Below are 14149 nucleotides of genomic sequence, written 5' to 3'. Positions count from 1 at the left end.
ATCTGAGCCATGATCAAACTCTTCAATTTAAGTTTGATGCTCGTGAATTAAACTTCGTAATGAATTACGTATGTTCACTCAGAGACTTGGTATTCATTTATTGTCCGAAGACATTAAGAATCCATGTCACTTTGAGTGCCCACACAGATTGTCTGATAAATTGTTAAAGAGCAGTGCAACGCGGCTTTCGCTCACCGTTGCGAGGTGGCGTATATTACGCTTTCCTCTTTCAGAGTCAACCCGTTATTTCAGGATTTTTTCTCTTCAACCGAACCGCTTGTTGTGTGAAGTGATTCACATCCGCCGTGTCGATGGAGGCGCATTATAGGGGGCCGCCGAGGAATGACAAGCGGAAAAATGCATTTTTATTTCAACCGCTCACCTTTTCACCAAAAAGGCTATTTTTGGTGCTTTTTAATCTCTTTTGGCAGGTCGGCCAGGCTATTAATTACCCAATCCGCTGCATTTTCTGCTTCTGGCGTCACTGGCTTGCCGGTGCGTACTAATATTTTGGTTCCTACACCCGCTGCCGCTGCTGCCTGCATATCTTCCAGTTTATCGCCCACCATATAAGAAGCAGACATATCAATGTGCAGGAACTCCTGTGCAGAGATGAACATCCCCGGATGCGGCTTACGGCAGTCACAGGTCTGGCGATACGCTTCTACCGTTCCCTGCGGGTGGTGCGGACAATAGTAGATGCCGTCGAGATCCACGCCTCGGTCGGCCAGCGACCAGTCCATCCATTCCGTCAGCGTTTCGAACTGCGCTTCGGTGAATTTACCGCGTGCAATACCGGACTGGTTCGTCACCACCACCAGCGCATAGCCCATCTCTTTCAGCTGGCGCATGGCATCTATTACGCCCTCGATAAACTCGAACTCATCAATCTCATGGACATAACCGTGATCCACATTAATAGTGCCGTCACGATCGAGAAAAATTGCGGGTACTGATTTTGCCACCGGTTTGCTCCTGAAAAAGGCATGTTCGACTAGTATCTCATGAATCGCAGCGCAATAAAGTGCTCATCGTACAGAGTTGGATTGATTTAGACGTCTGGATGCCTTAACATCCGTTTTGTTTACGGTCATCACCCGTATCTGGCAGAAGAAAATGCCACGGCTAACTTACATACGATAAAAATAATCTAATGATTAAACTTTCCAATATCACCAAAGTGTTCCAGCAGGGGAACCGAACCATTCAGGCACTGAACAACGTCAGCCTGCATGTTCCTGCTGGTCAAATTTATGGCGTCATTGGCGCATCGGGTGCAGGTAAAAGCACGCTGATTCGTTGTGTTAACCTGCTTGAGCGCCCAACCCAGGGCAGCGTAGAAGTTGGCGGCCAGGAACTTACCGCCCTCTCAGAGAAAGAACTCACCAAAGCGCGTCGTCAGATTGGCATGATCTTCCAGCACTTTAACCTGCTGGCTTCCCGCACCGTGTTCGGCAACGTTGCCCTGCCGCTTGAGCTGGATAACACGCCGAAAGAAGAAGTGAAGCGTCGCGTTACCGAGCTGCTAGACCTCGTGGGTCTGGGCGACAAACATGATAGCTACCCGGCAAATCTGTCCGGTGGGCAGAAACAGCGTGTGGCCATTGCCCGCGCGCTGGCAAGCAACCCTAAGGTACTTCTGTGTGATGAAGCCACCAGCGCACTGGATCCGGCAACCACGCGTTCTATTCTGGAACTGCTGAAAGACATTAACCGTCGCCTGGGCCTGACGATCCTCCTTATTACGCATGAGATGGACGTGGTGAAACGCATCTGCGACTGCGTGGCGGTCATCAGCAACGGTGAACTGATCGAGCAGGACACGGTAAGTGAAGTGTTTTCGCATCCGAAGACGCCTCTGGCACAGCAGTTCATCCAGTCCACGCTACATCTGGATATTCCGGAAGATTATCTGGGGCGTTTGAAAACCGAACCCGCAGCAGACAGCGTCCCGATGCTGCGCATGGAGTTCACCGGTCAGTCCGTTGACGCTCCCCTGCTTTCCGAAACCGCGCGTCGCTTTAACGTGAACAACAACATCATCAGCGCGCAGATGGATTACGCCGGTGGCGTGAAGTTCGGCATCATGCTGACAGAAATGCACGGCACACAAGAAGAAACCCAGGCCGCGATTGCCTGGCTGCAAGAACACCATGTAAAAGTAGAGGTACTGGGTTATGTCTGAGCCGATGATGTGGCTGCTGGTTCGCGGCGTTTGGGAAACGCTGGCAATGACCTTTGTCTCTGGCTTCTTTGGTTTTGTGATTGGCCTGCCGGTCGGCGTATTGCTGTACGTGACGCGCCCGGGGCAAATCATTGAGAACGCGAAACTGTACCGTACGCTCTCAGCGCTGGTAAACATCTTCCGTTCTATCCCGTTCATTATTCTGCTGGTGTGGATGATTCCATTTACCCGCGTGATCGTCGGAACGTCTATCGGCCTGCAGGCAGCTATAGTTCCGCTGACCGTTGGCGCTGCGCCGTTTATTGCCCGTATGGTGGAAAACGCCCTGCTGGAGATCCCAACCGGTTTGATCGAAGCATCACGCGCGATGGGTGCCACGCCGATGCAGATCGTCCGCAAGGTTCTGCTGCCTGAGGCGCTGCCTGGGCTGGTGAATGCGGCAACTATTACGCTTATCACCCTGGTCGGTTATTCCGCGATGGGCGGTGCCGTTGGTGCCGGCGGTTTAGGTCAGATTGGTTACCAGTACGGCTATATTGGATATAACGCTACCGTGATGAATACCGTTCTGGTATTGCTGGTTGTTCTGGTTTACTTAATCCAGTTCTCTGGCGATCGCATCGTCCGGGCTGTTACGCACAAATAACGTTACACACAACACAAACTCTACGAGTTAAGGATAAAACATGGCGTTTAAATTAAAGACCTTCGCAGCAGTAGGCGCACTGATCGGCTCTCTGGCACTGGTGGGTTGCGGTCAGGACGAAAAGGATCCAAACCACATTAAAGTGGGCGTTATCGTAGGTGCAGAACAGCAGGTTGCGGAAGTTGCTCAGAAAGTGGCAAAAGAGAAGTATGGCCTGGACGTGGAGCTGGTGACCTTCAACGATTACGTTCTGCCGAACGAAGCGCTGAGCAAAGGCGATATCGACGCGAATGCCTTCCAGCATAAGCCATACCTGGATCAGCAGATTAAAGATCGCGGTTATAAACTGGTGGGTGTCGGTAACACCTTCGTTTATCCGATTGCCGGTTACTCTAAGAAAATTAAATCACTGGACGAACTGCAGCCGGGCTCTCAGGTTGCCGTGCCTAACGACCCAACTAACCTTGGTCGTTCCCTGCTGCTGCTGCAGAAAGTGGGCCTGATCAAACTGAAAGACGGTGTTGGCCTGCTGCCAACCGTTCTGGACGTCACCGAGAACCCGAAAAATCTGAAAATCGTTGAACTGGAAGCACCGCAACTGCCACGTTCTCTGGACGATGCGCAGATTGCTCTGGCCGTTATCAACACCACGTACGCCAGCCAGATTGGCCTGACGCCAGCCAAAGACGGTATCTTCGTTGAAGATAAAGACTCCCCGTACGTTAACCTGATCGTGACTCGCGAAGACAACAAGGACGCGGAAAACGTGAAGAAATTCGTTCAGGCCTATCAGTCAGACGAAGTTTACCAGGAAGCCAACAAAGTGTTTAACGGCGGCGCTGTTAAAGGCTGGTAATCTCACCTCAGTGTAATATCATCAGGACGGGCTTATGCCCGTCTTGTCATTTGTGCAGTCAACTGATTCAATATCTGACGTTTTGATTATCCATTGAGGAAATATTATGCGTGCTTTACCGATCTGTCTTTTAGCACTCATGCTGAGCGGCTGTTCTATGCTAAGCAGATCTCCCGTTGAACCTGTTCAAAGCACGGCAACCCCGCCAAAGACCGAGCCTGCGAAACCGAAAGTGGTTCGCCCTGCGCCGGTTCGTATTATCACGAAAGCGGACGAACTCGTCGGTAAACCGTTCCGTGAACTGGGCGAAGTGAGCGGCGAATCCTGTCAGGCGACCAATCAGGACTCACCACCGAATATTCCGACAGCGCGTAAACGTATGCAGATTAATGCCGCAAAAATGAAAGCCAACGCGGTTCTGCTGCACAGCTGTGAAGTCACCAGCGGCACGCCGGGCTGCTATCGTCAGGCGGTTTGCATCGGTTCTGCGCTGAACATCACGGCGAAATGAGTGCATTTCAGTTCGAGCAGATAGGCGTTATCCACTCTCCTTATAAAGAGAAGTTCGCCGTCCCCCGCCAGCCCGGTCTGGTCACCAGCGGAAGCGGTGAGTTACACCTGATTGCGCCTTACAATCAGGCCGATGCAGTACGCGGGCTCGAGGCTTTCAGCCATTTATGGGTGGTGTTCGTGTTTCACCAGACGATGGAAGGCGGCTGGCGTCCTACCGTGCGTCCTCCTCGTCTTGGCGGAAATGCGAGAATGGGCGTGTTTGCGACTCGCTCGACCTTTCGCCCAAACCCGGTTGGCATGTCGCTGGTTGAACTGAAAGGCATACGTTGCCAGAAAGATCGGGTGATACTGGAGTTAGGTAGTCTGGACCTGGTAGACGGCACGCCGGTAATCGACATCAAACCCTATTTGCCCTTCGCCGAAGCGCTCCCGGACGCGCGTGCAAGCTATGCTCAGGACGCGCCGCAGGCGGACATGCCTGTTTATTTTACGTCAGAGATAACCGCGCAGCTCGGTCAGCTGGAGAAACGCTATCCTCGCGTACGGGATTTCATCACTGAAGTTCTGGCACAGGACCCGCGTCCGGCCTACCGTAAAGAAGAGGAAGAAGGAAAAACGTACGCCGTCTGGCTGCTTGATTTCAACGTTCGCTGGCGCGTCACCGGGGCAGGTTTTGAAGTGTTTGCCCTTGAACCCAGGTAATTTTGTTCTCCTCTCTTTTGGCATCTTTACCACACTGGTAAACTAAACCACTTTTTTTGTGTCAGGCTGGTGTTTCAGCCTGTTCCAATCGTCGAAATGGAACCGTAACAACATGCGTACTAGCCAATATCTGCTCTCCACTCTGAAGGAGACGCCTGCCGACGCCGAAGTGATCAGCCATCAGCTGATGCTGCGCGCCGGGATGATCCGCAAGCTGGCCTCCGGGTTATACACCTGGCTGCCGACCGGCGTGCGCGTCCTGAAAAAAGTCGAAAACATCGTGCGTGAAGAGATGAACAACGCCGGTGCTATCGAGGTGTCCATGCCTGTGGTTCAGCCCGCTGACCTGTGGCAGGAGAGCGGCCGTTGGGAGCAATATGGTCCTGAACTACTGCGCTTTGTCGATCGCGGCGAGCGTCCTTTCGTTCTCGGCCCAACGCATGAAGAAGTCATTACCGACCTGATTCGTAACGAGCTGAGCTCTTACAAACAGCTGCCGCTGAACTTCTTCCAGATCCAGACCAAGTTCCGTGACGAAGTTCGCCCACGTTTCGGCGTCATGCGCTCTCGCGAATTCCTGATGAAAGATGCTTACTCTTTCCATACCTCTCAGGAATCACTGCAAGAGACTTACGACGCAATGTACGCGGCATACAGCAAGATCTTCTCCCGCATGGGTCTGGATTTCCGCGCTGTGCAGGCTGATACCGGCTCCATCGGCGGTAGCGCATCCCATGAGTTCCAGGTACTGGCGCAGAGCGGTGAAGACGATGTGATCTTCTCTGACTCTTCAGACTACGCGGCGAACATCGAATTTGCAGAAGCGTTGGCGCCAAAAGAACCACGCGGCGCGGCAACGCAAGAGATGACGCTGGTTGATACGCCAAACGCGAAAACCATTGCCGAGCTGGTTGAGCAGTTCAATCTGCCAGTCGAAAAAACCGTGAAAACCCTGCTGGTGAAATCCACCGAAGGTAGCGCTTATCCGCTGGTTGCCCTGCTGGTGCGTGGCGATCATGAGCTGAACGAAGTGAAAGCCGAGAAGCTGCCGCAGGTAGCCAGCCCGCTGACCTTCGCAACGGAAGCGGAAATCCGCGCCGTGGTGAATGCGGGTCCAGGTTCACTGGGTCCAGTCAATCTGCCGGTGCCGGTTGTTATTGACCGCACGGTAGCCGCGATGAGCGACTTCTCCGCCGGTGCGAACATCGACGGTAAACACTACTTCGGCATCAACTGGGATCGCGACGTGGCGACGCCGGAAGTGGCTGACATCCGTAACGTGGTTGCAGGCGATCCAAGCCCGGACGGTCAGGGTACCCTGATGATTAAGCGCGGCATCGAAGTCGGTCACATCTTCCAGCTGGGCGATAAATACTCTCGGGCGCTGAACGCCGCTGTTCAGGGTGAAGATGGCCGTAACCAGATCCTGACCATGGGTTGCTACGGTATCGGGGTGACGCGCGTGGTGGCTGCGGCGATTGAGCAGAACTACGACGAACGCGGCATCGTCTGGCCGGACAATATCGCGCCGTTCCAGGTGGCCATTCTGCCAATGAACATGCACAAGTCTTACCGCGTGCAGGAGCTGGCCGAGAAGCTGTATGCCGAGCTGCGCGCTCAGGGTATCGAAGTGCTGATGGATGACCGTAAAGAGCGTCCAGGCGTGATGTTTGCCGATATGGAACTGATCGGTATCCCGCACACCGTCGTCATCGGCGACCGTAACCTCGACAGCGATGAGATTGAATACAAATACCGTCGCAGCGGCGAAAAACAGATGATCAAGACCGGCGACATTCTTGATTACCTGGTGAAAGCCATCAAAGGCTAAACAAAAAACCCCGCTCAGGCGGGGTTTTTTAATGACTCAGCGTCAGCTTATTTACTGTTACAGTCTTTACCCGCAACAAACTTCGCGTCTTTATCTGCCACCAGCGTTTTCACCATCTCCCCGCTATCCGGGTTTGGCTCCAGCGTAAAGTGACCGTCAACCGTCAGCAATACCGGCTTGCTGTCATTGCCGCGTGCCACAGCGTAATCACGTTCAAGCTGCGCATTGTTTGCCACGCTGACCTTCCTGCCGGTTGCGCAGTCGGTAAAGATCGCCGCATCCGCCATATAGAAGTACATTCCCCGCATTGCCATCGGCGTGGCAGGCAGAGCCGCTTTTACCGGCGCAAGCGTGTAGTTGAACTGGGATTCAATCGGGTTGCCTTCGCGGTCAAGCATCTCCATCCCCTCACCTTTGGCGCGGAAAAAGGTTTTCTCACCGGTGGTGTCCGTCAGGACCAGCTTCTCGGCCGTACGCGCCCATGTTCCATAAGTTGCAAAAGAAGAAGGCTCTTTTGCGCCCTGATAGCGCTGGTTCATCACCCAGGTGCCGTCTTTTTGCAGGAACAGAGACGTTTCAATGCCTTCGCAGTCCGCGCAAGGCAATACGCCGCGCCAGCTCTGCTGCATTGGTTTTAATTCTTCCGTTTGCGTGGGTTGTAAAACCTGCGTTTCGGAGCGGTTGTTACACCCAAAAAGCGCAAAAAGCGTACTCGCTGCCAGCGCTGACCATAATACTTTTTTCACAATGAATTCCTTATGAAAAGTGTGTTCCCTTTCGTCACTCTGTCGGGCGACGAACTTTACCGCGTAGTGCTTTCACTGTGGATTTTTGGGCCTTCGAGGACAACCGACGCTCTTTCGATGCGCGGGTTGGCCGCGTTGCCCGGCGGCTTTTTTGTACCGTCGTTAACTCTTTGATGACCGCCACCAGCCTGGCTATCGCCGCTTCCCGGTTGAGCTCCTGGCTGCGGTACTCCTGGGCTTTGATCACCATCACGCCGTCGCTGGTGATCAGGTGATGGCTGGCGGCAAGCAGGCTTTCTTTATAATACTCTGGCAGGCTTGAGGCCCGAATGTCAAAACGCAAATGGATAGCCGTCGACGCCTTGTTGACGTGCTGCCCGCCAGCCCCCTGCGCACGGATGGCGGTGATTTCCAGCTCGTTGTCAGGGATGCTGACGTTTAGGGACAAGACGATCATGACGCGGGTTGCCACGCCGTTAAATGAATTTCCAGATTATTCTGAGAATCAGAGAGCCAGATGGCGCCATCCTGAATCGTCGCCTGCAAAACCATGGTCCGGCTGGCAAATTCGCTCAACTGCGCCAGCTGCTCATCGTCCAGATACCAGACCGTGAGATTTTTAAACTGTCCGCACTTGCTCTTGTTTTGCTGCCACCAGATCTCCGCAGCGCGCTGATTATACGCGAATAAGGCCACTTCAGCGGACTGGGTGCAGGCCTTCTTAATTCTGCGCTCGTCAGGCAGGCCGAGTTCGATCCACAAATCGATACCCAGATGATCGTTGCGCAGCCAGGCTTCAGGCTCGTCTTCTGCGCTTAATCCACGGGTAAACTGCAGACGCTCGTCGGCATACTTAATCCACGCCAACAGGCGCAGCATCATGCGCTCCTGGGTTTCGGAGGGGTGGCGTGCCAGCGTAAGCGACGCGTCGAGGAACTGGTTGCGATCCAGATCGGCCACATTGACCACTGCTTTATAAATTGTCGCTTTCAGCGCCATGAGAGAACTCCATTCGAATCAGGCGCACATTGTAGCGAAAACCGCGGCAAAAGGCTGTTACAGGGTGTTAAATACACCGCTATCAAGGCTCTGATATTGCTTAAATGAGTATGGTATAGTCACCTTGCTAAACCGAGTTTATCTTCGTAGGCTTAATGATATCTCACAGTAAGTCAGTGCGCTGGCGGGAGGGGATGTGAATAATTATTGTGAGTTAATTCGCAAACGGTATGCGGAAATCGCCAGCGGAGATCTGGGGTATGTCCCGGACGCGTTGGGCTGTGTATTGAAGGTGCTTAATGAAGTGGCCTCTGATGAGAGCCTTTCAGAGTCGGTCAGGGAAAAAGCAGCGTATGCTGCGGCGAATTTACTGGTGAGCGATTATGTCGATGAATGATACTTATCAACCCATCAATTGTGATGACTATGACAACCTCGAACTCGCCTGCCAGCATCATTTATTACTGACGCTGGAGCTAAAAGATGGCGAAGTGTTGAAGGCGAAAGCCAGCGATCTGGTTTCACGAAAGAATGTGGAATACCTGATAGTGGAAGACGCCGGTGCGACGCGTGAGCTGCGTCTGGACAAAATAGCCAGCTTCAGCCACCCGCAAATCGGCACCGTCGTGGTGAGCGAATCCTGATGACACTAACGGGCAGCCTGGCTGCCCGTTACGCTTTTTGCCACTCAAAACGGACACCCTCTTCTGACCACCCCTCTTCCGTGATGAAAACCCCTGCCGCAGCGATAAGCGTTTCACCGTAGAACAGCAGCGGCGTGGTGTCGCGTAGCCACGGCGGCACGTTACACTCCTGCCATATTTTCTTCAGCTTCCGTCCCCCGTTGCGCCCGACGATATGCAGCATGCCGCCAGCCTTAAAGCGCACGGTGACAGGTTCTCCGGGCTTCGGCAGCCGCACATGACCAGACGACAGAAGAGAAACGCGTCCTGCCTCACAGGGCAATATCAGGGGCGCGTCAGGAGAAAGCCAGTCGAGCACCACATCGGTCAGCGAGGGCATGGATTTTATCCACCAGAGCTCCCCCTTATAGCGTCTAACCTCAAAACCGTTCAGGTGGACGCACGGGGAAGCATCATCCCGCGCCAGAGCGACTTCTTCCCAGATACGGCTCAGCATTGTCCTTGACGGCATCGCGGCGCGATGAAAGGCCAGCCAGCGTCGTAGCAGCGCGGCGCGACGTACCGGACTCATCGCTTTCATCGGTGCGATCGCCAGCGCCCCGTCGGCAGAAATCAGCCCAGCCAGCTCGTCGCTCAACAGCTCATCCAGCAACAACTCCTGTTCGGCGCACAGCATGGCGCTTCTTGCCGTCGCGTCGGCGAAATGCGGCCAGCGCTCGCCCAAAAGCGGGAGGACGCGCAGGCGCAGGAAGTTACGGTCATAGCCGTCATCCTGGTTACTCTCATCTTCGATCCAGTTCAGCTGATGTTCTCGCGCCCAGGCTTCCAGTGAGGCACGCGTCTCGCCAAGCAGCGGACGCAGTAACGTTGTGCCGGCAAATTCAGAACGCGCCGGCATGGCAGAAAGTCCCGCCGGCCCGCTGCCCCGCTTAAGCGCCAGTAGAAAAGTTTCACACTGATCGTCCAGATGCTGAGCCGTGACCAGCGCTTCTCCAGCACGTAATGCCCCGGCAAACGCGGCATAGCGGGCTTTACGCGCCTGCGCCTCGATGCCCAGCCCTTCCTCCGCAAGCGTCACTCGCTCAACGATGAGCGGGATCGCCCAGGCCGCACATAAGGCTTCGCAGTGCGCCACCCACGCCTCTGCGTGAGGACTTAATCCGTGGTGAATATGCATCGCCCGAAGCTGGACGTCAGGTTCCCGAGCGCGCCAAAGCTTAAGGCGATGCAGCAACACGGTAGAATCCAGGCCACCGCTAAACCCCACCAGCAGCTGGCGGTACGGTGAAACGGCTTGTGCGATAGCGGGTAAGGTCATAGGAGATTACACATAAAAAATGCCCGAACTGAGCGGGCATTATCACACAGGACAACCATTACTGCTGATAAAGCTCCAGGGGCAGGCCGTCCGGGTCGTTGAAAAAGGTAAAACGCTTGTCGGTGAACGGATCGACGCGTATCGCTTCGCACGTCACGCCGTGTGCCTCCAGATGTTTTACCGCGCTATCCAGGTCATCGACGCTGAAGGCAAGATGACGCAGGCCACAGGCTTCCGGGCGGGACGGACGCGCAGGCGGAAAAGGAAAAGAGAACAGCTCAATCACATACTGCCCGTTTAACGCCAGGTCGCCCTTCCAGGAGTCACGCTCCTCGCGGTAGGCCTCGCTCATGAGCGTAAAGCCGAGGATGTCGCAGTAGAAGGCCTTACTTTTCGCGTAGTCGGTCGCAATGATCGCAATATGATGAACCTGTTTTAAACCCAGCATAGCTTCTCCTTTTTATGATGCCTGAACGTTACAACCGAAAACCCGCACCTGGCAAGCGGTCACCCTTATTTTAGGACTCGCACCCAGTAAACGCCGTTCTCATCGCGCTTCGCACCGTGGATATCCGTCTCAAAACCGGGATAGTGCCGCCCAACCGAACAGAGCATCAGCAGGAAATCGAGCACGGCCCGACTCTCTTCGGTAATCATCTCTCCCGGCATCAGGAGCGGAACGCCCGGCGGGTATGGCAGGATCATGTTAGCCGATACGCGCCCGACCAGGTTTTCCAGCTCAACGGTTTCGACCTCCCCTTTCACCTGGCGCTGCCATGCTTTGTGCGGGGTAAACTTCATCTCCGGTAAGACATCGAACGCCTGAAGCATCAGACGCGGCAGATCGTGCTGACGGATCAGCCTGTGGATCCCCTGGGCCAGATCCTGAATGCGCATATTTCGATAGAAGTCAGGATCCTCCGCGTAGAGATCCGGCAGCATGTTTTTCACCCGCAGGTTGAGATCGTAGGCGCGCTTAAACTCCATCAGGCCGCGCAGCAACCCCATCGCCCGGGTTTTATCGATACCAATACTGAACAGGAACAGCAGGTTATAGGGGCCGGTTTTCTCCACCACTACGCCACGTTCATCAAGGAATTTCGCGACCAGCGCGGCCGGAATACCTTCATCGCTCATCTTGCCCTGCTCATCCATACCCGGCGTCAGGATCGTCACTTTTACCGGGTCGAGGAACATATGGTCGCTATCGGCATCCCGGAAGCCATGCCAGTCTTCTCCGGGCGAGACGGGCCAGCATTCTGCTTCATCAATCTCTTCCGGCTGCCAGATATCAAAGAACCAGCCGTCGGCTTCATCTTTCAGTCGCTGAACCTCTTTGCGGAAATGCAGCGCGCGTTCTACCGAACGGTTGATGAGTCGTTTGCCCGGATTGCCGCGCAGCATCGCCGCGGCCGTTTCTATGGAGGCTACCAGCGGATAGCTCGGTGAGGTGGTGGTATGCATCATAAAGGCTTCGTTGAACGTGTCTTCGTCGTACTCGCCTTTGATGTGAATAAGCGAAGCCTGGGAAAACGCCGCGAGCATTTTATGGGTCGACTGCGTTTCGAAGAACACTTTACCCGGCACGCGTTCACCGCTCATGCCGCTTTTGCCGGCGTAAATAGGATGGAAATTAGTGTATGGCACCCATGCGGAATCGAAGTGGATCGACGGCACGTCCAGCGTCTGTTTGATCCAGTTCGTGTTGTACAGCAGACCGTCGTAGGTGGAGTTGGTGATCACCGCATGGACAGGCCAGCTTGCGCCAGGAATTGCCGCAACCTTACGTTCAATGGCGTCATGGGTGAACTCCCGGCGCGGAATACCGCCAAGAATACCGAGCGCGTTACGCGTGGGCGACAGCCAGAGCGGTACGACGTCGCTCATCATCAGCAGGTGTGCCAGCGATTTATGGCAGTTACGGTCAATCAGCAAGGTGCTGCCAGCAGGCGCAGCGTACATCCCGACGATTTTGTTCGAGGTCGAAGTGCCGTTGGTCACCATATAGCTCTGTTCGGCGCCAAAGGTGCGGGCGATATACTCTTCGGCTTCCAGATGCGGGCCGGTGTGATCCAGCAGAGAGCCTAGTTCGGTGACTGAAATCGACACGTCCGCTTTCAGGGTGTTGCCACCGAAGAAATCATAGAACAGGCAGCCCACCGGGCTTTTTTGATAGGCCGTCCCTGCCATATGCCCTGGCGTACAGAAGGTATATTTGCCCTCCTTCACGTAGGTGAAGAGCGCGCGAGTAAACGGCGGAGTGATGTTATCGAGATATTCATTCGTGTATTGCTGAATTCGGGTCGCAATGTCTTCCGCCACGCCGAGTGAATATTCAAAGAACCACAGCGCCATACGCATATCATTGGCGCTGACGTCCATGGTTGAGTGGGTATTAATAAAGGCGTACAGCGGGAGATATTCGTTCAGCCTGTTGATATCGCTGCACAGTTCAAGATCATATTCGTCCCAGTCGAAGATCACGCCGCAGATACGCGGGTTATGCTCGATGAACTTCAGCAGATCGGCGCTGTTGTGCGGCCAGATTAGCTGATACCCGCGCGACTGCAGGGCTTGCTCCAGCTCCTTAATCGGCTCATCTTTATAAAAGACGCCGTGTGGCCCCATAACGGCAATGATATTCATGGGCTTCCTCCTTAAAAAACATTAGCTAAGCATAGTCCGGCTAAACCGCAGGTATAAAAAAAGCCGCAACAGTGTGCGGCTTTTCAGATAATTGTGAAGCTTACGCGTAACCGTAGGTCATCAGACGCTGGTAACGACGGTTGAGCAGATCGTCTTTGCTCAGCACGTCCAGGTCTGCCAGGTCAGCCAGCAGCTGCGCTTTCAGGGACGCTGCCATCACTTCCGGCTTACGATGTGCACCACCCAGTGGTTCCGGGATGATGGAGTCGATCAGCTTAAGCTCTTTCAGGCGTGGCGCAATGATGCCCATTGCTTCCGCGGCCAGCGGCGCTTTGTCGGCGCTTTTCCACAGAATGGACGCGCAGCCTTCCGGAGAGATAACGGAATAGGTGCTGTACTGCAGCATATTCACTTTATCGCCCACGCCAATCGCAAGCGCACCGCCGGAACCACCCTCACCGATAACGGTACAGATGACCGGCACCTTCAGACGAGACATCTCGCGCAGGTTGCGCGCGATAGCTTCAGACTGACCGCGCTCTTCCGCGCCCACGCCAGGGTATGCACCCGGGGTGTCGATGAAGGTGATGATTGGCATGTTGAAACGCTCAGCCATCTCCATCAGACGCAGGGCTTTACGGTAGCCTTCTGGTGCTGGCATACCGAAGTTACGACGGATTTTCTCTTTGGTTTCACGACCTTTCTGATGACCAATGATCATCACCGGGCGTCCGTCCAGACGCGCGATACCGCCAACGATAGCTTTATCGTCAGCGTATGCGCGATCGCCTGCCAGTTCGTCAAATTCGTCAAACGCCAGGCGGACATAATCCAGGGTGTACGGACGCTGTGGATGGCGGGCCAGCTGGGCCACCTGCCATGCGCCGAGATCGGCAAAGATTTTGCGCGTCAGCTCTACGCTTTTCTCGCGCAGACGATGCACTTCTTCGTCGATGTTAATATCCAGTTTTTCATCCTGACGGCTTACCGCTGTCAGAGAATCGATTTTCGCTTCCAGCTCAGCAATCGGCTGTTCGAAATCAAGGAAATTCAGACTCATAGT

At 54.5% G+C, this 14149-nt stretch carries 16 protein-coding genes; 8 read left to right on the top strand and 8 right to left on the bottom strand.

What is annotated here, in order from left to right; all coding sequences use genetic code 11:
• Positions 1-398: 398 nt before the first annotated feature.
• On the bottom strand, positions 399-965 hold the full coding sequence (gene gmhB / locus ACMWLG_RS10175) for a D-glycero-beta-D-manno-heptose 1,7-bisphosphate 7-phosphatase (RefSeq protein WP_029741186.1): 567 nt from the start codon (positions 963-965) through the stop codon (positions 399-401).
• A 188-nt stretch (positions 966-1153) separates the two neighbouring features.
• Between gmhB and metN the strand changes: the two genes are divergently transcribed.
• The 6 genes from metN (at position 1154) to proS (ending at position 6733) form a co-directional block, all read left to right on the top strand.
• Positions 1154-2185 (top strand): methionine ABC transporter ATP-binding protein MetN, encoded by a 1032-nt coding sequence (gene metN, locus ACMWLG_RS10170; RefSeq protein WP_045401127.1) that lies wholly within the window; start codon positions 1154-1156, stop codon positions 2183-2185.
• Positions 2178-2831 carry a methionine ABC transporter permease MetI gene (locus ACMWLG_RS10165; protein ID WP_003856130.1) on the top strand — a complete coding sequence of 218 codons (654 nt, stop codon included), beginning with the start codon at positions 2178-2180 and terminating at the stop codon, positions 2829-2831. Before metN ends, ACMWLG_RS10165 begins: the two co-directional genes overlap by 8 nt.
• 40 nt (positions 2832-2871) lie before the next feature.
• Positions 2872-3687, top strand: coding sequence for a methionine ABC transporter substrate-binding lipoprotein MetQ (gene metQ, locus ACMWLG_RS10160; RefSeq protein ID WP_014168729.1), 816 nt, complete (start codon positions 2872-2874; stop codon positions 3685-3687).
• A gap of 106 nt (positions 3688-3793) precedes the next feature.
• A complete protein-coding gene (rcsF, locus tag ACMWLG_RS10155) occupies positions 3794-4198 on the top strand; it encodes an Rcs stress response system protein RcsF (RefSeq protein WP_008501883.1) in 405 nt (134 codons plus the stop codon).
• Positions 4195-4902, top strand: a complete 708-nt coding sequence (gene tsaA, locus ACMWLG_RS10150; protein WP_045401123.1) for a tRNA (N6-threonylcarbamoyladenosine(37)-N6)-methyltransferase TrmO — start codon at positions 4195-4197, stop codon at positions 4900-4902. Before rcsF ends, tsaA begins: the two co-directional genes overlap by 4 nt.
• 112 nt (positions 4903-5014) lie before the next feature.
• Positions 5015-6733, top strand: a complete 1719-nt coding sequence (proS, locus tag ACMWLG_RS10145; protein ID WP_033144681.1) for a proline--tRNA ligase — start codon at positions 5015-5017, stop codon at positions 6731-6733.
• A gap of 47 nt (positions 6734-6780) precedes the next feature.
• On the opposite strand, the gene nlpE is transcribed toward proS, so the two are convergent.
• The 3 genes from nlpE to ACMWLG_RS10130 are packed head-to-tail and all read right to left on the bottom strand — an operon-like array spanning position 6781 to position 8478.
• Positions 6781-7479 carry an envelope stress response activation lipoprotein NlpE gene (gene nlpE / locus ACMWLG_RS10140; protein ID WP_032660574.1) on the bottom strand — a complete coding sequence of 233 codons (699 nt, stop codon included), beginning with the start codon at positions 7477-7479 and terminating at the stop codon, positions 6781-6783.
• 34 nt (positions 7480-7513) lie between these two features.
• A complete protein-coding gene (gene arfB / locus ACMWLG_RS10135) occupies positions 7514-7936 on the bottom strand; it encodes an alternative ribosome rescue aminoacyl-tRNA hydrolase ArfB (RefSeq protein ID WP_045401120.1) in 423 nt (140 codons plus the stop codon).
• On the bottom strand, positions 7933-8478 hold the full coding sequence (locus tag ACMWLG_RS10130) for a YaeQ family protein (protein ID WP_023310470.1): 546 nt from the start codon (positions 8476-8478) through the stop codon (positions 7933-7935). The genes arfB and ACMWLG_RS10130 overlap by 4 nt, the downstream gene beginning before the upstream one ends.
• Before the next feature lie 196 nt (positions 8479-8674).
• Here ACMWLG_RS10130 and ACMWLG_RS10125 point away from each other — a divergent pair, with 196 nt between their 5' ends.
• Together ACMWLG_RS10125 and rof are read left to right on the top strand one after the other, a co-directional pair.
• Positions 8675-8875 carry a YaeP family protein gene (locus ACMWLG_RS10125; protein ID WP_008501889.1) on the top strand — a complete coding sequence of 67 codons (201 nt, stop codon included), beginning with the start codon at positions 8675-8677 and terminating at the stop codon, positions 8873-8875.
• Positions 8862-9122: a Rho-binding antiterminator gene (gene rof / locus ACMWLG_RS10120; RefSeq protein WP_008501890.1), complete on the top strand. Its 261-nt coding sequence runs from the start codon at positions 8862-8864 to the stop codon at positions 9120-9122. Before ACMWLG_RS10125 ends, rof begins: the two co-directional genes overlap by 14 nt.
• A 28-nt stretch (positions 9123-9150) precedes the next feature.
• Here the strand turns inward: rof and tilS are convergent, their stop codons facing one another.
• The 4 genes from tilS to accA all read right to left on the bottom strand — a co-directional run bounded on the left by tilS (position 9151) and on the right by accA (position 14146).
• Positions 9151-10440, bottom strand: a complete 1290-nt coding sequence (gene tilS, locus ACMWLG_RS10115) for a tRNA lysidine(34) synthetase TilS (protein WP_045401118.1) — start codon at positions 10438-10440, stop codon at positions 9151-9153.
• Positions 10441-10498: 58 nt separating this feature from the next.
• Positions 10499-10888 (bottom strand): VOC family protein, encoded by a 390-nt coding sequence (locus ACMWLG_RS10110; RefSeq protein ID WP_029741193.1) that lies wholly within the window; start codon positions 10886-10888, stop codon positions 10499-10501.
• Positions 10889-10953: 65 nt separating this feature from the next.
• Positions 10954-13086 carry a lysine decarboxylase LdcC gene (locus ACMWLG_RS10105; protein WP_045401114.1) on the bottom strand — a complete coding sequence of 711 codons (2133 nt, stop codon included), beginning with the start codon at positions 13084-13086 and terminating at the stop codon, positions 10954-10956.
• A 100-nt stretch (positions 13087-13186) separates the two neighbouring features.
• The gene (gene accA, locus ACMWLG_RS10100) at positions 13187-14146 is read right to left on the bottom strand and encodes an acetyl-CoA carboxylase carboxyl transferase subunit alpha (RefSeq protein WP_023310466.1); all 960 of its coding nucleotides are present in this window, start codon (positions 14144-14146) and stop codon (positions 13187-13189) included.
• Positions 14147-14149: the final 3 nt, after the last annotated feature.

It is taken from the genome of Enterobacter sp. 01-M-02-SI-ECC (assembly GCF_047530595.1).
In the GTDB taxonomy this organism is placed as follows: Bacteria; Pseudomonadota; Gammaproteobacteria; order Enterobacterales; family Enterobacteriaceae; genus Enterobacter; species Enterobacter cloacae_M.
Note: the sequence above shows the minus strand (reverse complement) of the source record. Positions and strands in the feature narration are given on the sequence as shown.